At 66.1% G+C, this 20,306-nt stretch carries 20 protein-coding genes; 9 read left to right on the top strand and 11 right to left on the bottom strand.

Going from position 1 to position 20,306, the window contains the following annotated elements; translation table 11 throughout:
• Nucleotides 1-1,191, bottom strand: coding sequence for a type III polyketide synthase (locus TVC13_RS10940; protein ID WP_422401235.1), 1,191 nt, complete (start codon nucleotides 1,189-1,191; stop codon nucleotides 1-3).
• A 254-nt stretch (nucleotides 1,192-1,445) separates the two neighbouring features.
• Between TVC13_RS10940 and TVC13_RS10935 the strand changes: the two genes are divergently transcribed.
• On the top strand, nucleotides 1,446-2,861 hold the full coding sequence (locus TVC13_RS10935; RefSeq protein ID WP_422401234.1) for an MFS transporter: 1,416 nt from the start codon (nucleotides 1,446-1,448) through the stop codon (nucleotides 2,859-2,861).
• 40 nt (nucleotides 2,862-2,901) lie between these two features.
• Here TVC13_RS10935 and TVC13_RS10930 read toward each other — a convergent pair whose 3' ends face one another.
• Nucleotides 2,902-3,846, bottom strand: coding sequence for a LysR family transcriptional regulator (locus TVC13_RS10930; RefSeq protein ID WP_422401233.1), 945 nt, complete (start codon nucleotides 3,844-3,846; stop codon nucleotides 2,902-2,904).
• A gap of 49 nt (nucleotides 3,847-3,895) precedes the next feature.
• Here TVC13_RS10930 and mmsB point away from each other — a divergent pair, with 49 nt between their 5' ends.
• On the top strand, nucleotides 3,896-4,879 hold the full coding sequence (gene mmsB, locus TVC13_RS10925; RefSeq protein WP_422401252.1) for a 3-hydroxyisobutyrate dehydrogenase: 984 nt from the start codon (nucleotides 3,896-3,898) through the stop codon (nucleotides 4,877-4,879).
• 25 nt (nucleotides 4,880-4,904) lie between these two features.
• Nucleotides 4,905-6,389, top strand: a complete 1,485-nt coding sequence (locus TVC13_RS10920) for a CoA-acylating methylmalonate-semialdehyde dehydrogenase (RefSeq protein ID WP_422401232.1) — start codon at nucleotides 4,905-4,907, stop codon at nucleotides 6,387-6,389.
• A gap of 9 nt (nucleotides 6,390-6,398) precedes the next feature.
• Here the strand turns inward: TVC13_RS10920 and TVC13_RS10915 are convergent, their stop codons facing one another.
• Nucleotides 6,399-7,151 carry a cytochrome c oxidase assembly protein gene (locus tag TVC13_RS10915; protein WP_422401231.1) on the bottom strand — a complete coding sequence of 251 codons (753 nt, stop codon included), beginning with the start codon at nucleotides 7,149-7,151 and terminating at the stop codon, nucleotides 6,399-6,401.
• A gap of 157 nt (nucleotides 7,152-7,308) precedes the next feature.
• Here TVC13_RS10915 and TVC13_RS10910 point away from each other — a divergent pair, with 157 nt between their 5' ends.
• Nucleotides 7,309-7,605, top strand: coding sequence for a DUF503 domain-containing protein (locus TVC13_RS10910; protein ID WP_422401230.1), 297 nt, complete (start codon nucleotides 7,309-7,311; stop codon nucleotides 7,603-7,605).
• 199 nt (nucleotides 7,606-7,804) lie between these two features.
• On the opposite strand, the gene TVC13_RS10905 is transcribed toward TVC13_RS10910, so the two are convergent.
• The gene (locus tag TVC13_RS10905; RefSeq protein WP_422401229.1) at nucleotides 7,805-9,481 is read right to left on the bottom strand and encodes a thiamine pyrophosphate-dependent enzyme; all 1,677 of its coding nucleotides are present in this window, start codon (nucleotides 9,479-9,481) and stop codon (nucleotides 7,805-7,807) included.
• A gap of 202 nt (nucleotides 9,482-9,683) precedes the next feature.
• On the opposite strand from TVC13_RS10905, the gene TVC13_RS10900 reads away from it, so the two are divergent.
• Entirely contained in the window at nucleotides 9,684-12,098 is a 2,415-nt protein-coding gene (locus TVC13_RS10900) for a Tex family protein (RefSeq protein WP_422401251.1), read from the top strand.
• On the opposite strand, the gene TVC13_RS10895 is transcribed toward TVC13_RS10900, so the two are convergent.
• From TVC13_RS10895 to TVC13_RS10885, 3 genes are read right to left on the bottom strand one after another with little or no spacing between them, the layout of a single operon-like run.
• Nucleotides 12,095-12,352, bottom strand: a complete 258-nt coding sequence (locus TVC13_RS10895; protein ID WP_422401228.1) for a hypothetical protein — start codon at nucleotides 12,350-12,352, stop codon at nucleotides 12,095-12,097. The genes TVC13_RS10900 and TVC13_RS10895 overlap by 4 nt on opposite strands.
• Nucleotides 12,353-12,378: 26 nt before the next feature.
• A complete protein-coding gene (locus TVC13_RS10890) occupies nucleotides 12,379-13,068 on the bottom strand; it encodes an HAD family hydrolase (RefSeq protein ID WP_422401227.1) in 690 nt (229 codons plus the stop codon).
• A 40-nt stretch (nucleotides 13,069-13,108) separates the two neighbouring features.
• Nucleotides 13,109-13,567: a very short patch repair endonuclease gene (locus TVC13_RS10885; protein ID WP_422401226.1), complete on the bottom strand. Its 459-nt coding sequence runs from the start codon at nucleotides 13,565-13,567 to the stop codon at nucleotides 13,109-13,111.
• A 126-nt stretch (nucleotides 13,568-13,693) separates the two neighbouring features.
• Between TVC13_RS10885 and TVC13_RS10880 the strand changes: the two genes are divergently transcribed.
• Nucleotides 13,694-14,671, top strand: a complete 978-nt coding sequence (locus TVC13_RS10880) for an asparaginase (protein WP_422401225.1) — start codon at nucleotides 13,694-13,696, stop codon at nucleotides 14,669-14,671.
• Between the two features lie 123 nt (nucleotides 14,672-14,794).
• The gene (locus TVC13_RS10875) at nucleotides 14,795-15,031 is read left to right on the top strand and encodes a YegP family protein (protein WP_091607647.1); all 237 of its coding nucleotides are present in this window, start codon (nucleotides 14,795-14,797) and stop codon (nucleotides 15,029-15,031) included.
• 92 nt (nucleotides 15,032-15,123) lie between these two features.
• On the opposite strand, the gene TVC13_RS10870 is transcribed toward TVC13_RS10875, so the two are convergent.
• Nucleotides 15,124-15,255, bottom strand: a complete 132-nt coding sequence (locus tag TVC13_RS10870; protein WP_422401224.1) for a hypothetical protein — start codon at nucleotides 15,253-15,255, stop codon at nucleotides 15,124-15,126.
• 129 nt (nucleotides 15,256-15,384) lie between these two features.
• Between TVC13_RS10870 and TVC13_RS10865 the strand changes: the two genes are divergently transcribed.
• Nucleotides 15,385-17,052, top strand: coding sequence for an FAD-binding dehydrogenase (locus TVC13_RS10865; RefSeq protein WP_422401223.1), 1,668 nt, complete (start codon nucleotides 15,385-15,387; stop codon nucleotides 17,050-17,052).
• 66 nt (nucleotides 17,053-17,118) lie between these two features.
• On the opposite strand, the gene TVC13_RS10860 is transcribed toward TVC13_RS10865, so the two are convergent.
• The 3 genes from TVC13_RS10860 to sigK all read right to left on the bottom strand — a co-directional run bounded on the left by TVC13_RS10860 (nucleotide 17,119) and on the right by sigK (nucleotide 19,228).
• Nucleotides 17,119-17,676 (bottom strand): hypothetical protein, encoded by a 558-nt coding sequence (locus tag TVC13_RS10860; protein ID WP_422401222.1) that lies wholly within the window; start codon nucleotides 17,674-17,676, stop codon nucleotides 17,119-17,121.
• Between the two features lie 176 nt (nucleotides 17,677-17,852).
• Nucleotides 17,853-18,626, bottom strand: coding sequence for an anti-sigma factor domain-containing protein (locus tag TVC13_RS10855; protein ID WP_422401221.1), 774 nt, complete (start codon nucleotides 18,624-18,626; stop codon nucleotides 17,853-17,855).
• Nucleotides 18,623-19,228 (bottom strand): ECF RNA polymerase sigma factor SigK, encoded by a 606-nt coding sequence (sigK, locus tag TVC13_RS10850; protein WP_422401220.1) that lies wholly within the window; start codon nucleotides 19,226-19,228, stop codon nucleotides 18,623-18,625. The genes TVC13_RS10855 and sigK overlap by 4 nt, the downstream gene beginning before the upstream one ends.
• Nucleotides 19,229-19,457: 229 nt before the next feature.
• Here sigK and TVC13_RS10845 point away from each other — a divergent pair, with 229 nt between their 5' ends.
• The gene (locus TVC13_RS10845) at nucleotides 19,458-20,240 is read left to right on the top strand and encodes a hypothetical protein (RefSeq protein ID WP_422401219.1); all 783 of its coding nucleotides are present in this window, start codon (nucleotides 19,458-19,460) and stop codon (nucleotides 20,238-20,240) included.
• Nucleotides 20,241-20,306 lie beyond the last annotated feature (66 nt).

Raw genomic sequence — 20,306 nt, 5'->3', positions numbered from 1 at the left:
CTATCCGACGGCAGCGGGAACCGGCTCAGCTGCCAGCGCGTTTGCAGCGGCTGCGGCACCGGTTCCGGGAACCCGGGTGAACAGGCCGGTTTCAACCGTCAGCCCGGGGCCGAACGCCATGGAGCAGATCCGCTCGTTGCCGCCGGAGAAAGGCTGTTCCAGGATGTTCTTCAGCACGAACATCACCGTCGCTGAGCTCATGTTGCCGAAGTTGCGCAGGGTTTCCCGGGCGGGTACCAGCTGCTCCTCGCTGAGTTCCAGCTTCGCTTCGACCTTGTCCAGGATGCTGCGGCCGCCCGGATGGATAGCCCAGTGCTCAATATCGTTGTATGCCTGCCCCTCCAGGGACGGATCCCGGGCCAGCAGCGGTTCCAGCGCTCCCACAATGTGGTCATCGATGATGTGCGGAACATAGGTGCCCAGCACCATTTCGAAGCCGTGGTCGCCAATGTTCCACGCCATTGATTCCTCGCCCACCGGCGTGAGCGTGGTTTCAAAGTGGTCCAGCACGATTGCCGGGCTTTCGCCGGGCAGATCACGGGCGGTGATGATGGCAGCGGCGGCACCGTCAGCGAAGAGCGAGGACCCCATGATGATGTCCGGGTCATTTGAGGAGCGCACATGCAGGGAGCACAGCTCGGCACTGACCACCAGGACGACGGCGTCGGGATCGGCGTCGCAGAAGGATTTGGCGGCGCGCATGGCCGGGAAGGCCGCGTAGCAGCCCATAAAACCCAGGTGGTAGCGCTGCACGGAGGGGTTCAGGCCCAGTGCGCGCACCAGCTTGTAATCGGGGCCGGGGTTGAAGAACCCCGTGCAGGAGACAGTGATGACGTGGGTGACGTCTTCCGGGCCGATCCCCGGGCAGTTCTGCACGGCCTTGGTGCCGGCTTCGATGAAGAGTTTCGTGGCCTCGGTGGCGAAAATGTCGTTGCGGGTCTTGGTGGAAGGCATCAGCAGCAGGCCGGTCTGCGGATCGAAGAACTGCGGGTTCTCCGCGGTGGAGTTCAGGGTCAGTTCCTCCAGCGCGGTGCGCCGGGTATCGATGGCGGCTGAATTGAAGCAGGTGTTTACAAGCCGCGTGCCCAGGCGGGTCAGCCCGGGCTGCGCGGCGAAGACGTCACGGACCTGGTCCTGAACCAGGACAGTAGAAGGGACAGCAGTTTCGAGTGATCTGAGCGTAACTGTCATCCTCCATTGTTAGGTGAACTACCTTCAGTACACAATGGCGCGGCGTGGCGCAGCGGCGTGCCGCCCGGACGCCGGGAAGGGTTCGGAAGCGCCTGTACTGAAGGGCCTGTGCATTTGTGCAGATACGCCATGCGGTTTTGGCGGTTGAGTGCGCAGCCCGCGGCGCACCATACTCATGCTTACTCCGCCCGGGGTGCCTTGGGGCTCCCGGAGGGGTGCAGCAGTGTCAACGAGGACACCTAAGGAGATCGCGGATGAGCACGAATAATCCCCAGCGGGCCGGTCGCAGGAAAACGCCGGTGCCGGAAGGGCTGCGCAAGGTCGTTGTAGCGTCCATGGCCGGGACGGTCGTGGAATGGTACGAATTCTTCCTCTACGCCGCGGCGTCGACCCTGGTCTTCAGCCGCCTGTTCTTTCCCAACGCAGAAACCGAACTGGACGGCATCATCGCCGCCTTCGTGACCTACGCCGTCGGTTTCGTGGCCCGGCCGGTAGGCGGAATCGTCTTTGGGCACTTCGGGGACAAGTTCGGCCGCAAGAAGCTGCTGCAGCTGAGCATCATCCTGGTAGGTGTGTCCACCTTCCTGATGGGGTGCCTGCCCGGCTTCGACTCGATCGGATACTGGGCTCCGGCCATGCTGGTGGCGCTGCGCTTCATCCAGGGCTTCGCCGTGGGCGGGGAATGGGGCGGCGCCGTGCTGCTGGTTGCGGAGCACAGCCCGAACAAGTCCCGCGGATTCTGGTCCAGCTGGCCACAGTCCGCCGTTCCGATGGGCAACCTGCTGGCTACCGGCGTCCTGTTTGTCCTCTCTTCGACGCTGAGCGAGGACGCCTTCCTTGGCTGGGGCTGGCGCATCGCCTTCTGGCTCTCGGCAGTGATCGTGCTGGTGGGCTACTACATCCGCACCAAGGTTTCAGACGCGCCGATCTTCCTGGAAGCCCAAAAGGAGGTCGAGGAAGAGGCCAAGGGCTACGGCGTGATTGAGGTGTTCCGCCGCTACCCGCGCGGCGTCTTCACCGCCATGGGCCTGCGCTTCGCGGAGAACATTCTGTACTACCTGGTTGTCACGTTCTCCATCACCTACCTGCGCATCGTGGTGGAAACCGACACCTCCCGGATTCTGCTCCTGCTGCTCATTGCGCACTTCATCCATTTCTGCGCGGTGCCGGTGGCCGGAAAGCTCTCCGATGCACTGGGCCGCCGCCCGGTGTACATGGCCGGGGCGGTGCTGGGCGCCACCTGGGGCTTCTTCGCCTTCCCGATGATGGACACGGCGAATGATCTGATGATCCTGGCGGCGGTGACGATTGGCCTGCTGTTCCACGCGCTGATGTACGCCGGCCAGCCCTCGATCATGGCGGAGATGTTCCCCACCCGGATGCGGTACTCAGGGGTGTCCCTCGGCTATCAGGTGACCTCGATCGTGGCCGGCTCGCTGGCACCGATCATCGCCACGTCGCTGCTCTCCGAGTTCGATTCTTCGACGCCGGTAGCCCTGTACCTGCTGGGGGCCTGTGTCATCACGGCGATTTCAGTGCTGCTGCTTCGGGAAACCAACGGTATTTCACTGCACGACGTCGACGCGGCCGACGCGCAGGGAACAGCGGACCTGCTCGCAGCCTCCAAGGCCAACGAGGAGAAGCGCAGCTCCTCCGCCGTGGACAACTAACTCCCGGCGCAGTTGGAGCCAGCACCGAAGCCGCTGCCCGTCAGAAATCCAAAATGTCCCGGCGGGCAGCGGTTTCGGCATGGATAGCCTCAATGACAGCCTGGACCCGGGCAGAGCGGAGCGCCTCGGGGCGGGCCACGGCCCAGATGGGCAGCCGGCGTTCAAAGGAATCAGCCAGCACCGGCACGAAGCCCTCCCGTCCGGCCACCATAAAGTTGGGCAGCAGCCCGACGCCGGCCTCCCGCCGGACCGCTTCCACCTGGGCAAAGATGCTGGTCGCCTGGAAACTCGAGCGCGGGTCCGGCAGGCCGGTGGACCGGTGGCCCAGTTCCTCGACCAGCAGCGCGGATTCAACGTAGGAGACAAAGCAGTGCTGGGCCAGGTCTGCGGGAACACCCGGGATGCCGTGACGGCGCAGATAGCCTTCGGCTGCGTAGAGGCGGAGCACGTAATGGCCCAGCAGGATCGCCTGGGCAGTGCGCACATCGGTATGGCCCACCACCACCTCCAAATCCACTCCGGAGCGGTTCTGGCTGACCTTGCGCGTGGCGGAGAACATTTCAACGCTGATGTTCGGGTGCGATGCCTGCAGCCTGACCAGCGCCGGCGTCACAATTTCGGCGCCCAGACCGTCCACGGTGCTGATCCGCACCACTCCGGCGAGGGGATCGGCGTCGTCCGCCAGCGCGCAGCGGAGGGCTGCCAGACTCTCTTCGATGGATTCGGCCGCCCGGACCGCCTGGGCTCCCAGCGCGGTCAGCTCCCAGCCATGCGGAGTCCGGGCCAAAGCCCGGCCGCCAAGCTGCTTTTCCAGCGCGGTGATCCGCCGGGAAATGGTGGTGTGGGTAGTCCCGAGAGTTTCCGCGACGGCTGTGAAACGCCCCAGCCGGGCCACTGTGAGCAGGATCAGCAGGTCATCGGGACTGGGCGGGCGGCTGGCGGTGTCCAGGGCCGTTCCTCCTCTCCCCGTTGTGCACGGCTGCACATGGGGTCTGTGGATTCTGGTCTTGAACGCACTCTAGCGCGGTGCCACGCTGGTTCCGCGGCGGACGCGCAGCGCAACTCAGGCAGCACCAACTAGGCAAAGGAGCTTAGCGATGGCGGAAGTGGGATGGATCGGACTGGGAAACATGGGTGCCCCCATGGCGGCGAACCTGGTGAAGGCCGGTCACAATGTACGCGGCTTCGACCTTAGTCCGCGGGCCGTGGCAACAGCCGAAGCTGCCGGTGTGCAGGCGGTTGGCAGCATTGCCGAGGCCGTGGCGGGAGCGGACGTGGTGTTCACGATGCTCCCGAAGGGGGAGCATTCCCGTGCGGTGTACCTTGAACCGGACGGCGTGCTGGCCAGCGCCTCCACCGACACGCTGCTGATTGATTCCTCCACGATCGACGTCGAATCAGCGCAGGCACTGCACGACGCCGCTGCTGCCGCGGGCTTCCGGTTCGTGGATGCCCCGGTTTCCGGAGGAATGAGCGGGGCGCAGGCAGGGACGCTCACTTTTATGGTCGGCGGCGCCCCGGACGCCGTGGCCGATGCCACCGGGTTCATTGAGCCCATGGCGGGGAACGTGATTCCCACCGGCGGACCCACCACCGGGCAGGCGGCGAAAATCTGCAACAACCTCATGCTCTTTATCAACCTCGCTGCAACGGCGGAGGGCGCAGTCCTGGCTGACCGGCTGGGGTTGGACAAACAGGTGTTCTGGGACATCGCCTCCGTCTCCTCCGGAGACAGCTGGGCGCTGCGCACCTGGTACCCGGTGCCCGGCGTAGTCCAGACCGCGGCGTCGAACAATGACTTCGAACCAACCTTCACCACCGAGCTGGCGAACAAGGACATCAACCTGGCGATCGCAGCCGCCACAGACACCGGCACGCCGCTGGAAATCGGCGAGCACGTGCAGCAGCTGTTTGCCCGGCTGATCGACGCCGGCCACGCCGGCAAAGACTGCTCCATGATCGTGAAACTGGTGGACGGCTCGCTGGCCGGCTCCCAGGACCAGGTCCCCGCGCCGTAGCGGCGCCGAAACGAATTGAGAACCCATGCAGCGCATTCCACACATCATCAACGGAGAGCACGTTCCCGAGGCCGAGCGGTATGGGCCGGTGTTCAATCCCGCCACAGGAAGCCAGGAGAAGGAAGTGGCCCTGGCTTCAGCGGCGCGAGTTGAAGAAGCCATCCAGGCCGCCCAGGCAGCACTACCGGCCTGGCGCGCCACCTCGCTGGCACGCCGGACAGCGATCTTCTTCAAGGTCCGCGAGCTGCTGACCGAACGCAAGGCCGAGCTCGCTGCGATCCTCACCAGCGAACACGGCAAGGTCCTCTCCGACGCCGAAGGAGAGATCACCCGGGGCCTGGAGAACATCGAATTCGCCTCCGCGCTCGCCCTGAGCCTGAAGGGGGAGCGCTCGGAACAGGTGGCCTCCGGCGTCGACGTCCACTCCATCCGCCAGCCGGTGGGCGTGGTTGCGTGCATTACCCCGTTCAATTTCCCGGCCATGGTGCCGCTGTGGATGATCGGCAGCGCCCTGGCCTGCGGCAACACCGTCCTGCTCAAGCCCAGTGAAAAGGACCCGTCCGCGTCGGTGTTTATCGCGGAGCTGTTCGCCGAAGCGGGGCTGCCGGACGGGGTGCTGAACGTGGTGCACGGGGACAAGGAAGCCGTGGACGTGCTGCTGGAGCATCCGGGCGTAAAGGCCGTCAGTTTTGTCGGTTCCACGCCGATCGCCCGCACGATTTACCGGCGGGCGGCCGAACACGGGAAACGGGTCCAGGCCCTGGGCGGAGCCAAGAACCACATGGTGGTGCTGCCCGACGCCGACCTCGACATGGCTGCCGATGCTGCGGTTTCGGCGGCCTACGGGTCCGCGGGGGAGCGCTGCATGGCCGTAAGCGTGCTGGTGGCGGTGGGCAGCATTGCCGATGACCTGGTGGAAGCCGTGCGCTCGCGGATGGTGGACCTGAAGATCGGACCCGGAACTGATCCGTCCTCCCAGATGGGTCCGCTGATCACCGCCGAGCACCGGGACAAGGTGGCCTCCTACGTAGCCGGAGCAGCGGATGAAGGTGCCACAGTGGTGGTCGATGGCCGGGAAAGCCAGTTCGACGGCGACGGGTTCTTCCTGGGCGTCAGCCTGCTGGATCACGTGAAGCCCGGCATGAAAGCCTACGACGACGAGATCTTTGGTCCTGTTCTCTCCGTGGTCCGGGTTGAGACGTACGCAGACGCGGTGCAGCTGGTCAACGAGAACCAGTACGGCAACGGGACCGCGATCTTCACGCGCGACGGCGGTGCCGCCCGCTCGTTCGAGTTCGACGTGGAGGCCGGCATGGTGGGCGTCAACGTGCCCATTCCGGTTCCCGTGGGGTCCTTCTCCTTCGGCGGCTGGAAGGATTCACTCTTCGGAGACACCCACATGTACGGTCCGGATTCGATCCGGTTCTACACGCGCGGCAAGGTGGTGACCACCCGCTGGCCGGATCCCGCGACGTCGGAAATCGACCTGGGTTTCCCGCAGGTCCTCTAGGCAGAGGTCCTAAGCCCCGCGGGCCGAGGGCAGCAGCCGGGCGGTGCCCCGCTGCTGCCCCAGCAGAATCAGCGCCAGGCCGGTCTGGACTGCCAGTCCGGAACCCAGGAGCAGCAGCGCCCCGGCGGCGGTACTGCCGGCGCCCGCGGGAGGAAAGACCAGCAGCCAGGCCGCGGAGCCGGCATGCGCGACGGCGGCTGCGGCCAGCGCCCCGGCCCGCAGGCGGAGGCTGTGCGGCACAGGACCACAGTCCAGGATGGCGGCGGTGAACAGGCACCCGGTGGCCGTGAGATACGCAGTGACCAGCCAGTGCACCGGCATGGACTGCTGCATTGCCGTGAGCAGCGGGGTGTGGAACATAGCCCACATCCCGGCTGCCACCAGCGCCGTAGCGGTTACCGGGTGGGTCAGGGCGCGGGCCGCCGCAGAATCCACGGCACGGCGCAGCCGGGCTGCGGGAACGGGATCCAGGGTCCGCAGCGCCAGGTCCACGGGGTGGGCGAGGACCAGCAGCGCCGGCCCGGCCATCCCGGCCAGAACGTGGGAGAGTGCCAGTGCGCCGAAATCATAGTGCGCCCAGCCGGCCAAAGGTTCCAATACCGTGAGCAGCACGGTCAGAATCCCGGACAAAAAGAACACCAGCCGCCGATAGGGCCAGGCGCCGGACTTTTTCGACACGGTGCCGGCCCAATACGCGGCCGCCGCGGCGACGGCGGGAATGAGGAAGAGGGACTCCGCCGGAAAGTCACCGTGGTTATGCATACGGTGCTGCCGGTGAAGTCGGTACAGGAACTGGCCGGGAACGCACTGTCTGGGACGGCGTCATGTTTTCGAACGTAACACCGCACAGGTCCCGGTTGAACCCTCAGCTCCTAAGCCGTACGTTGACAGATCCCATTCGGCGGCAAGGATGGAAACCATGTGGACGGGGACCCTTGAATTCGACCTGCTGCTTGACGATGTCCATTCCCTCAAGGAGAAGCGGTCGCTGGTCCGGCCGCTGGTGGCCGAACTGGCACGCAGGTTTGCCGTGTCCGCCGCCGAGACCGGCCAGCTGGATCTTCACCGGCGCGCAGAGATTGGAATCGGGATTGTGTCCGCGGACCGCGCGCACGTCGTCGAGGTCCTGGACAGCGCCGAGCGGCTGGTTGCCTACCGGCCCGAAGTGCAGCTGCTCAGCACCCGCAGACGGGTACTGAGCAGCGAAGACGAGTAGATGGAACTGGACGGGGCAAGAGGCAGCGCCCCGCCTGAGGCCCGTTCCCCGACCAGTTTTCCCACGCTTCGGTACTGCTGTGGCTGGTGGGACCACACCAGTTAACACCTGTCACGGAGCGTGGGAAGGGTGGGCGCAGCAGGTGACGGCATGGTTTCGCGACCGGGTAGTAACCCCGGCCGCGAAGCCCCGATCCCGCTTAGTAGGCCTTGACCCGCTGCTCCACGATCAGGTGGATCAGCGCGAACTTGCCCTCTTCATCGATGGCCTTCAGCGCAGCCTCGACGGCGGCGGGCACATCGGCGTCGTTCTCCACCCGCACACCGAACCCGCCGAAAGCCTGGGCCATCAGCGCGAAGTCCGGGTTCTTCAGCTGCGTCCCGGAGATCCGGTCCGGGTAGTGGCGTTCCTGGTGGGTGCGGATGGTTCCGTATTCCTGGTTGTCCATCACGACCACCAGCGGCGTGGCGCCGTACTGCGCGGCTGTGGCCAGTTCCTGCCCGTTCATCATGAACTCACCGTCGCCGGCGATGGTGACCACGCGGCGTCCCGGGTGCGCCAGCGACGCAGCAATGGCAGACGGCACCGAGTAGCCCATTGAACCGTTGCGGGCGCTGAGCATCGACGCGTAGCGGCGGGTGGGGAAGTAGCGGTGCGCCCAGTTGGTGTGCTCGCCCGCCCCGAGGGTGATCATGGCGTCCTCGGGAAGCGTCGGCACCAGGTTGGCCATCAGCGTGTCCATCCGGGCCTGGCCGTTGGACGGCTCGGCCGGGGGAAGGGCAGCGAATTTCTCCTGCTCCCCGCGCATGCGGGATGTCCAGGCCTTCCATTCGTCCTTCACCGGCAGGTCCATCATCACCAGGTCCCGCACGAAGACGTCCGGCTTGGCAACAATCTGGTAGGAGACCGGGCCGGAGCGGCCGCGCAGGGAGGGGTCAATAGTGACCAGGAAGTTCTTCTTTTCCCAGTCCTGGCGAACCACAAAACCGTCAGTGATTACGTCGCCGGGCACGGTGCCCACGAAGACCAGCAGGTCGGTCTCTTCCAACAGGTCGTAGGTGGGTTTGGGCCGGCCGTAGCCGATCGGTCCAACGTAGGACGGCGAGTCGAAGGAGATGGTTCCTTCGCAGCGCCATTCGGCGGCAGCCGGAAGGTGGTGCTCTTCCAGCCAGCGGGTGAGGGTGTCCGCGCCTTCCTGGGTCCAGTCGTTGCCGCCGGTGACGAACAGCGGCTTCTCCGCGTCCTTGAGCGCAGCCTGCAGGGCCTTCCAGTCGGTGACGGTCATGCCGCCGGGGGCTACCGGAATGGGCGGGTGCAGCGCGGCGGAAACTTCCTTGCGGATGATGTCTTCAGGCAGGCCGATCACCACCGGGCCGGGACGTCCGCTCATGGCGGCGAAGAAAGCCTCAGCAACGATTTCCGATGCTCGCTCCGGGTGGTCCAGCACCATTACGCGCTTGGCCCCGGTATCGAACCAGGCTTTGATGTCGAACTCCTGGAATGCTTCCCGGTCCCGGTGCTCGAAGGGGATAAGCCCCACAAAAAGCACCATGGGGGTGGAGTCCTGCCAGGCAGTGTGCAGGCCAACGTGGGCATTCGCGGCGCCGGGACCGCGGGTCACCATGGCGACGCCGGGAAGCTGGTTCATCTTTCCGTCGGCCTCAGCCATGTAGGCGGCGCCGCCTTCGTGACGGCAGACCACGGTCTCGATTGGGCTCTCATGAAGTCCGTCCAGGACGTCCAAGAAGCTCTCTCCGGGCACCACGTACGTGCGCTTTACACCGTGGGCAATGAGGGAATCGACAATGACATGGCCGGCGCTCTTCACCTCCGGCCCTGCGGCAGGGGAATGAGACAGCGGGGCAATCTGAGTCATTTTCGACCTTTCTTCATTGAAACGTTGAAATGCCGCCAGCCTGCGGCGGGAGGCATCCCTATGTTCTACCCCATGGTTGAGCCGGTTCCCCCAATCATGTGCCAATGTGTCAGGGAACATCCCTCCTGCACCCCTGCGATCCGTTGGCGGGGTTGGCCGCTTTCGGCGGTCATGGGGAACAATTGGGCGGGTGAGTCTCACCATCGCCCCGCAGCCCTCCCGCCAGCCCGAACCCGCGTCCTCCGGCAGCGACGCCGCTGCACGCATCTATGCGCAGATCGCCGCGGAACTCGGCGTTGCACCGTGGCAGGTCCGCGCCGCCGTCGAGCTTTTGGACAGCGGTTCGACGGTCCCCTTTATTGCCCGGTACCGCAAGGAAGTGACCGGCACCCTCGATGACACGCAGCTGCGTGAACTTGATGAACGGCTCCGCTATCTGCGTGAACTCCACGACCGCCGGCGTGCGGTCCTGGAAGCCATTGAGTCGCAGGGCAAGCTCACCGATGAGCTGCGCGCGGCGGTGGAAGCTGCGGAGACCAAGTCCCGGCTGGAGGACATTTACCTCCCGTACAAGACGAAGCGGCGGACCAAGGCAGCGATTGCCCGTGAAGCCGGGCTGGAACCCCTCGCCGATGCCCTGCTGGCCAATCCCGGGCTGGTGCCGGAGGCTGAAGCCGCCCGCTATGTGAATGACGCCGTTCCCGACGCCGCAGAGGCCCTGGCCGGAGCCCGGGCGATTCTGGTGGAACGTGCCGGCCAGGACGCTGATCTTTTGACCGAAGCGCGCGAGAAACTCTGGAAGCAGGGCCGTCTGCGCTCACAGGTGCGCCCGGGCAAGGAGTCCGAGGGACAGAAGTACGCCGACTACTTTGACTTCGCGCAGGCTCCCTCCGGCATGCCGTCCCACCGGGTGCTGGCCCTGCTGCGCGCGGAGAAAGAAGGCATTCTGGAGCTCGGCCTGGCTGAAGCTGACCCGGCGGATGCTGATGCGCTGGCGGCTGCCCGGCAGCGGTTTGAAAACTCGGTGGCGTTCCGGCTGGGCGTTGCCTCGGGCGGGGGAGCGGCCGGAGCGTGGCTGCAGCAGACCGTCCAGCTTGCCTGGCGCCGGATCCTCGCCAAACTCTCCGTTGACCTGCGGGTCCGCCTGTTCCAGGACGCCGAAACTGAAGCAGTCCGGGTGTTCGCGGCGAACCTCCGCGACGTACTGCTGGCAGCGCCGGCCGGCAACCGCGCCACCCTTGGACTGGACCCGGGGCTGCGCACCGGAGTCAAGGTGGCGGTAGTGGACGGAACCGGGAAGGTCATCGCCACGGACACGGTCTACCCGCACGCCCCGGCCCGCAAATGGGACGATGCGCTGGTGCGGCTGGCGGACCTGGTGAAGAAGCACCGGGTGGAGCTGGTGGCCATCGGCAACGGCACGGCGTCCCGCGAAACGGACAAGCTCGCTGGCGAGCTGATGCGGCTGGTGCCGGAAGCCAAGCTGCAGAAGCTTGTGGTCTCCGAAGCCGGTGCCTCGGTCTATTCCGCGTCGGCGCTGGCTGCAGCCGAACTGCCGGGCATGGACGTTTCGCTGCGCGGCGCGGTGTCGATTGCCCGCCGGCTGCAGGATCCGCTGGCGGAACTGGTGAAGATCGATCCGAAGTCCATCGGGGTGGGTCAGTACCAGCACGATATAACTGCGGCGAAGCTGGACCGGTCCCTGGACGCCGTGGTGGAGGACTGCGTCAACGCCGTCGGGGTGGACGTGAACACTGCCTCACCCGCCCTGCTGAGCCGGGTTGCCGGCGTCGGGCCCCTGCTGAGCGAAAACATTGTGGCCCACCGCAACGCCAACGGACCGTTTGCCCGCCGTGCGGACCTGCTGAAGGTGCCCCGGCTTGGGGCGAAGGCCTTCGAACAGTGCGCCGGCTTCCTGCGGATCACCGGCGGAACAGAACCGCTGGACGCGTCCAGCGTGCACCCCGAATCCTATTCAATCGCCCGCCGGATCCTTGCCGCAGCCAAGGCTGAGATGAGTCCTGCCGGGGCAGAGCTCACGGGCGTTGATCCGGCCATGTTTGTGGATGATTCCACTGGCCTGCCAACCGTCCTGGACATTCTGTCCGAGCTGCGCAAGCCCGGCCGGGACCCGCGCCCGGCGTTCAAGACGGCCACCTTTTCTGAGGGGATCGAGAAAGTCGCTGACCTGCGCCCGGGCATGGTACTTGACGGCGTTGTCACCAACGTGGCCGCCTTCGGTGCGTTTGTTGACATCGGCGTTCACCAGGACGGGCTGGTCCACATCTCGGCGATGTCCTCCTCCTTCGTCTCCGATCCGCACGACGTCGTGAAGTCCGGCCAGGTGGTCAAGGTCAAGGTGATGGAAGCTGATCCGGTGCGGAACCGGATCTCGCTGAGCCTTCGCCTGGACGACGACGCTCCAGTGGCCGGCGAAGGGGCCGGAAACGGGCGGCCCAGGGCTTCCCGGCCGCAGGGCAAAAACCAGGGCAGCGGGCGGACCCCGCAGGGCGGACCCAAGCACAAGGGCGGGAAGGCCGGAAACGCGCCGCGCCGCACCCCGGCGGCACCGGACAGTGCCATGGCCGAGGCGCTGCGGCGGGCCGGGCTGGCTTAGCCGTCCACAGACTCCGGCTCGTTGAGGGCGTCCTCCGGGCGGCGTCCGCCGTCAGTTTCGGCGGCGTCCTCTCCGCCGGAGTGCGCCGCAGGAACGGTTCCGGGAGCATGCGTACCCTGTTCCTCGCGGATGTTCCCGGCCGATTCGTCAGCGGTACCGGGCTTCCTGGGCGAGCCGGTGGGTTCGGGCTGCGGGACGCTGGTTCCCAGCGGATCCTCGGCGTCGTTGGCCGGTCCGGTAGGTTCGGTGGTCATGGTGCGGTCCTTTCGGGTGGTGGGAGCTAGCTCGCGTCGCCCTGGCCGAGCAGGCTGTTCTGCAGGTTCTCCAGCAGGTCGCGTGGTGAGGCGTAAACCTGTTCCGCCCCGGCGTCGCGCAGTTCCGCTTCGCTCGTGCCGCCGCAGGTCAGCCCAATGGTCGGAATCCCCAGGGCGGCCGCGGACTTGACGTCCCAGACGGAGTCGCCCACGAACACTGTGGTTTCGGCGTCCAGGTCCGAAGAGTCCAGCGCCGCCTGGAGGATGTCTGGTGCAGGTTTGCTTTCCTCCGCGTCGGAGGAGCTGGTGGCGCCGGTAATCGCGTCGTCGGCGTCGATCGCCCGGCGCAGGGCCGCCAGCTCCGGTTCCGAGGCCGAGGAGGCAAGCACGACGGCGAGATCCCGGGACGCACACGCCCGCAGCAGGTCTGCGGCGCCGTCGAACGCCCGCAGGGCGGGCCAGGACGCGGAGAAGATCGCCCCGTGGCTGGAGTCGAGCTTCTCTTCCACCTCGGGTTCCGGATCGCTGCCGAGCAGATGGCCAATGAGCTTGTCCCCGCCCATGCCAATGGCACGGTGGATATTGGCCATGGGAATGTCATAGTCCAGCCGGCGGAAGGCCTGCCACCAGGCGACGGTGTGCAGGTAGTTCGAATCCACCAGGGTGCCGTCCACGTCGAAAAGCACGCCGCGCAGCGGCCGGGAAGTTTCTGTCATCGGAGATTCCCTCGGGTTGGGTGCAGTGTGTCTGACGAGTCTAACGAGGTGCGTCTTCCTCCAGCGCGGACGCCGGCGTGCCCGGCGGTCCGAGGAAAGCAGAGAGTTCGGCTTCCAGGGCACTGGGATTGCGCAGCTCGCACTCCCAGACCACCAGCGCTTCCCAGCCGGCGGCCTTCAGGGCCTGCAGCGCTGCGGCGTCACGCGCCACCGTCCGGGCGCGCTTGGCCGCCCAGAACTCGGGGTTGGTGGCCGGTGCATGGGTGCCTGCGGAACACGAGTGGGTGTGCCAGAAGCAGCCGTTGATGACCTTCCGCCGGCCCGCAAAGACCAGATCCGGTTTCCCCGGCAATGAACCCCCGGCGGCAGCACCGTGGAGCCGAAAACGGTAGCCGGCATGGTGCAGCAGACGCCGGACCTTCAGCTCGGGTTTGGTGTTCTTGGACCGGATGCGGGACATGTTGCGGCTGCGCTGTTCCGCGGAGACCGTATCTGCCATGCCGCCAGTCTAGGTCCCTGCACAGGTTTGCTCATCTGCGCGGCGGGAAGGGCGGACCTCCTAGCCAATAGGTCACGGGCAGGCATATGTTGGCAGTGGTGATGCCGGCGAGAGGACAGCTGTTCCATGGCCCACATCAGAATCTTGGCGACCGGCGGGACCATTGCGTCACGCACCGGGCGCGACGGCGCAGCATCTGCCGGCCGCGCGGAGGACCTCGCGGCGTCCCTGTCAGGACGGCACAGTTATTCCGTCCGGGACATTACGAATGCGAACAGTTTCCGGCTGCGGTTCGCGGATGTCCGTGTCCTAGCCGAGGCGGTCCGTGCTGCGGTGGCAGACGAAGGCGTGGACGGCGTCGTGGTCACCCATGGCACGGACACGATGGAGGAGACGGCGTTCGCGCTGGATCTGGTCCATGACTCTCCCAAGCCTGTGGTTTTCACCGGCGCGCAGCGCCCGGCGGACAGCCCGGTGGCGGATGGACCGGGCAATCTGGAGGAAGCAGTCACGGCCGCTGCCGACGCCGGCCTGCGAGGCGCCGGTGTGCTGATTTCTTTCGCGGGTCAGGTCCAGTCCGCGCGAGGAGTGCGGAAGGTCCACACCGTGGCTGCGAACCCGTTCGCCGGGGGAGTGGAGGTGGCGCACTTTATTGCCGGCACTCTGCACGTCACGGCGATTCCGGTGCGGCCGGCGCCCCTGCCAATGCCGGGGGAAGACTTCGATAATGCCCGTGTGGAGATCATCGTCTGTGCTTTGGGTACGGATCCGGAACTCTTCAGCCACGCGGTCCACGCGGGGGTTAATGCCGTCGTTCTGGCCGGAACGGGTGTGGGCAACGCAGGGGAGGGATTTGCCGAAGCCGTGCAGGACGCGGTGCGCGGCGGCTGTCCGGTGATCCTGTGCAGCCGGGTGCCTGCCGGACCTGTGGTTCCCGCCTACGGCGCCGGCGGCGGCCTGGACCTGGTCCGGGCCGGAGCCATCCCGGGCGGGGACCTGGCCCCGGCGCAGGCCAGGATGCTGGCTGCGCTGCTGACGTCCCTGCCCGCCACGCAGGAAGAACTCCTCCAGGCGCTCACCACCGGGACGTCGCGGAACCGTTAGCGGCGCACGCTTAGGTCTCGATCCTGCATCGTCCTTCCACAGTTGCCGGGGAAGGGGTCCCAAAAGCCATCAGTCGGCTTACTATTAATGGCACTGAAGGTACCCCTTACAAGGAGGTAAGAGATGTCGGGCTACTTTAAGCTGGTTGACGCCCACGACGGCGCATTCCGGATCAAGCTCATTTCCGGTGACGGAGCACTCATGGCAGTGTCCGCGATGTTCCCCACCAAGGAAGCTGCGGCAGCGGGCATTGAGCAGCTGCGCGAAATTGCCGGAACCGGGCCAGTCGTGGACCACAGCAAGGATGCCGATGTCGTGGCAGATGCCAAACGAAATACGGGCAGGGCGAAGGCTTCCTGACCGCGCTCCGCCCCCAGGGTCTCTCTAAAGGCCTTTCGTTCCCGACGCCGCACAGGACGCCGGGAACGGGAGGCCTTTTGTTATGGCTGTTGTTATGACTGGCCTTCGTCACCTTCCGCCGCGTTCTGGGAATGGTCCCGTGTGGAGTCGGCCTGGGCTGATTCCTCGCCTTCTGACGGCTGCTCGTTGTGGGTCCGGTCTTCGTCATTCGGTGTGGTGCTCATGAATGCCTCCATAGCTGGTTTACGGCATCTGCCTTTCCAGTCTAGGAACCTGCACGCGCTCCCGACAGGGTTTGCGGCACCCCGCGCATCCCTAGGCAGGAGTGTGTACCTGCCGGTAGCGTTTGCCGGATGCAGCGAAGAGACGCGGATGTCATTGTGGTCGGTGCCGGACTTGCCGGCCTGGTAGCGGCGGCCGAAGCGGTGGACTCCGGCCGCTCAGTAATCCTGCTTGAGCAGGAAGGTGAACAGAGCCTGGGCGGGCAGGCCTGGTGGTCCTTCGGCGGCCTGTTCTTTGTGAACTCGCCCGAGCAGCGGCGCCTGCGCGTAAAAGATTCAGTGGACCTCGCCTGGCAGGACTGGCAGGGGACGGCTGGATTCGACCGGGAGGAAGACTACTGGCCGCGCCGCTGGGCTGAGGCCTACGTCAATTTCGCGGCCGGAGAGAAACGGGCCTGGCTGCACCAGCTGGGGCACCGGGTTTTTCCGGTGGTTGGCTGGGCCGAGCGCGGCGGCTACGGCGCCACCGGACCCGGGAACTCCGTGCCACGCTTCCACATCACCTGGGGAACCGGGCCCGGGATCACCGCGCCTTTCCTGGCCAAGGTGCGCGACGGCGTCGAGCGTGGGCTGGTGCGGCTGGCCTGCAACCACCGCATGGAATCCCTGGTGAGCACCGGCGGTACGGTCACCGGAGCACGCGGCACTGTCTTCAAGCGAACGACGACGCCGCGCGGCCGGGAGGCTGAACGGACTGTGGTGGGCGAGTTCGAGTACTCGGCCGGCGCCGTCGTCCTCACTACCGGCGGCATTGGAGGCAACCACGACCTGGTTCGTGCCGCCTGGCCGCAGCGCCTGGGTTCCCCGCCCCGAACGATGCTCAGCGGAGTACCGGGACACGTAGACGGCCGCGGCATCAAGGCCGCGCAAAGCGCGGGCGGTCGGGTGATCAACCCGGACCGCATGTGGCACTACGTGGAGGGGATCCGGAACTGGAATCCGGTGTGGCCGAACCACGGGATCCGGATTCTGCCTGGGCCGTCATCGCTCTGGCTGGATGCTGCGGGGAACCGGCTGCCGGGTCCGCTGTTTCCGGGTTTCGACACGCTCGGGACCCTCGAGCACCTGCGGCGCACCGGCCACGACTACAGCTGGTTTGTGCTGAACAAGGCGATTATCCGAAAAGAATTCGCGCTCTCCGGATCTGAACAAAACCCTGACCTGACCGGCAAGTCCCTGCGGGGAGTGCTGGGCCGGGCCACCGCGGACGTTCCGGGGCCGGTGCAGAAGTTCCTCGACCACGGCGAGGACTTCCTCACCGCCGGCAGCGTCCCGGAGCTGGTTGCGGCCATGAATGCCCTGGCCAAGTCCTCAACCGACGGCACGGCCCCGGTGCTCTCCGCGGACGCCGTGCTGGCAGAACTGCAGGCACGGGACCGGGAGATCGCCAATCCGTTCAGCAAGGATGCACAGGTCACAGCTATCCGTGGTGCGCGGTCCTACCTGGGTGACCGGCTGATCCGAACCGCGGTGCCGCGTCCCATCCTGGAACCGAAGGATGGGCCGCTGATCGCCGTCCGGCTATCCGTGCTGACCCGAAAGACGCTCGGAGGGCTTGAAACCGATCTGGATTCCCGGGTGCTCGGAGCGGACGGGAACCCGGTTCCGGGCCTGTTTGCGGCCGGGGAAGCCGCTGGCTTTGGCGGTGGAGGGATGCACGGCTACCGGTCGCTGGAAGGAACCTTCCTGGGCGGCTGCCTGTTCAGCGGTCGTGCGGCGGGGCGGGCTGCTTCCCGCTGACCCGCCGGAAGAGCAAAAGAGGCCGGTACCGCAGTTGCGGTACCGGCCTCTTCACCTGCGGGAAGACTAGGCTCCCGGGTTGTACTTCTTGAACTGGCGGTAAGCCTTGGCGCCGTTGAAGTACTCAGTTGAAGGCTTCATCCACAGCATCACGACGGCGACGATGGGCAGCAGCACGCTGAGCACGGTAAGCACGGCCATCAGTCCGCCGGCCATGGTCAGGTTGGTCAGGCCGAAGATGCCCAGAGCCGCGAAGACGGTGGCAACGATGCGCGCCCAGTTGTGGCCCTTGCGGATGAAGAGGGCTACCAGCAGGGCGATCGCAATGCTGATGGCAGCGAAGAAGATGATGGTCACCGCAGTAATCGCGATGATCGCGTCTACGTCGGACTCAGTGATGGCCCCGGTGCTGGTGGACATAATGGCGTCGCGGAATTCGGCGGAATCCATCCAGGCGATCGTCACCGGGATGCTGATCGCTGAGACGACGGCCGCTGCAATCAGCAGCCAGAAGCCCAGGTCAACCTGCTTGGGACGCACCGGCGCGGGCGGCGCTGCCGCTGCCTGGTTGCTGGCGTATGCGTTGTAGCTGTAGTTGTTTGCCGGAGGCTGCTGCTCGGACATAATTCCCCTCATAGGTGTCTGCAATGCGGTGTGAGAGCCGGCGGCTGCAGAATCCACCGGCGCTTGACGAAGCCAGCCTAACCAGAGAATCGGTCCCTGACCTCCCCAATAAGGCGGAATTCGCCGATTCTGTTTACCGCGCTGCCTGCACCGGAAGGACTAAGCGGCTCTCAGGCTCAGATGTCTGCCGCAGCCAGGAGCGGGAATGTTGGAGTGGTGGATCCACCTGTTGGTTCGACGGTGAGGGCCACGGTTCCGGCCTGGGAGACCTCGCCGGTCAGCCACACCTGGATTTCACCTCCGGCAAAGTGGACATCAGGGACGGGGGTGCCGTCTTCCAGCAGCCAAAGCTGGTACTCACGGTCCGGGCCCGGATCAGGCAGGCCCTCCGCGACAAACAGGGCCGAGTCCTGTTCTTCGGAAAACAGCAGTGTTGCGGGCTGCCCGTCCACGTCCAGGCGCTGAACAGACAGATCCGGTGCCGCAAGCAGGCGGTCCTGGCGCTGCTGCTGCTGGTCAGCCGCCTCTTCCTGCTGGCGCTGTTCGGACTGCATGCCCAGGGCCCAGCCTGCCAGCCCGGCAGCCGGAAGCAGCAGTGCCGCAGCGGCGGCGGCCAGCAGCAGCGGGCGCAGCCGGCGGGTGTGGAGGGGAACCGGAGGTGCAACCTGTGCAGCCGGCGATCCGGGATCCTCTTCAGCTTGGGGGACCGAACGCGGCCGGGTGCCGTGAATGGCACCAAGCACTGAGGCCCGCAGCTCGGCAGGAGGCTCCTGCGCCGCGCCGGCTGCCAGGTGGGCAGTGACCTCGGCGAAATCGGCAACCTCGGCCTGGCAGCGGGTGCAGCCGGCCAGATGCTCTTCAAAGGCCGCCCGCTCGTCCGGTTCCAGGGCATCGATGGCAAAAAGAGGAGCCAGTTCGTGGAGCGCGTCGCCGTAGAGCTGTTCGTTCATCGCCGTCCCCCCAGTGCGGACCTGAGACTGTTTAAGCCGTCGCGGATCCGGGCTTTGGCGGTGCCGAGCGGTATGTCCAGCTGCCGGGCCACCTCCTGGTGAGTGCATCCGTCGTAGTACGCCAGGGCAACGGCCTGGCGCTGGAGGGGAGTGAGCGTCCCCAGCCCGTCACGTACTTCCTGGACAGCCATGGACTGCTCCACCTCCTCCCAGGTCTGGTCTGCTGCCGATTTTGGCCGCTGGTCTTCGTAAGTCTGTTCCCGGTCCCGTTCGCTGACGACCTGGCGGACCCGGTCCACGGCCCTCCGGTGGGCCATGGTGCACAGCCACCCCAGTACTGATCCGCGAGATGGCTGAAAGCGCTCCGACTGCTCCCAGGCCATGAAATAGACCTCCTGGACCACCTCGGCCGCTAGCTCGGGAGAGCGGGTTATCCGTATAGCTAAACCGTAAACCCTTGCCGAGGTTGCGTCGTAGAGGGCCGCGAAGGCCGTTTCATCTCCGCCTGCGCTGCGGCGCACCAGATCCGTGAGATCCGGGTCCATGCGGCCCAGCGTGGGAACGCCGTGCTGCTCACCCGGGGCTCCACCGGTCTCAGTCATGGGCCTGCACTGCTTATCCCTTCGGCGTTGGCATCTGCGCGGAATGTCCACGGACGCACTATGGACGTGAACTCTGCCATATGCGGGCCTGGGGATGCCAGCGGAACCACGACGCCGGGACCGGGGTGAAAGTTTTTTTGGCAGCCGACCCATCCGAACGCCGATCGGCTCCGAACTACTTACGCATTCACACCGATTTACAGACTCATCACGACGAAGGAAACCGATCATGAATACAAAGCTCCGGCTGCTCGCCGTTCCCACGCTCGCCCTGGGCGCACTGGCGCTCTCCACAACGCCGGCCATGGCCCACGGACCGGATTCCTGGTCCGGGCAGGCAACGCTGAACACCCTGAACAACTCCGGTACCACCGGCCAGGCCATGGTTGAGGTACACGGGACCGAAGCCAAGGTGACCGTCAACGTAACGGGCGCGGCTGAGACCTTCATGGACGGTCCTTTCCCGCACGCCCAGCACATCCACATCGCCGCGCAGGGCGTCTGTCCCGGCCCTGATGCAGACACCGACGGCGACGGTGTGGTCAACACGACCGAGGGCCACCCCTACTACGGACACATCGGCACCTCCCTCACAACCGAAGGCGACACCAGTGCCGACTCCGGCCTCGCAGTCGAACGCTTCCCGGGCGGCTCTGCGTACACCTATGAGCGGACCTTCGAGGTGAACCCGGAAACCGCCCAGTCCCTGGAGAACGGCACGGCTGTTGTGGTGGTCCACGGCGTCGATCCGGCCAAGATGCCGGAGGCCGCAGCGGCCAAGATGTCCGATCTGGATCCTTCCCTTCCGGCGGCAGCAACCCTTCCGGCTGCCTGCGGCACAGTAGCTGTCTCACAGATGGGCGCCATGCCTGAGGGCGGAGCTGACACCGGAGCGGAAGCATCCGCCGCCGGCAGCGCAGTAGACGGCTCTACGCTGGCAGCTGCCGGAATGGGAGCAGGAGTGCTGGCACTGGCCGGCGCCATGCTGGCCCGCCGCCGGGCCCGTGGCTAAGGAACCGGCAATGAAGACCGGCTGTTCCCCGGTGGACCTACAGTGACGGGGAGCAGCCGTGGGGGG

The organism is Arthrobacter sp. 3Tela_A (assembly GCF_049311025.1).
Lineage (GTDB): Bacteria > Actinomycetota > Actinomycetes > Actinomycetales > Micrococcaceae > Arthrobacter_B.
The sequence above is the reverse complement of the archived record's forward strand: the minus strand, read 5'-3'. Positions and strand labels throughout refer to the sequence as shown.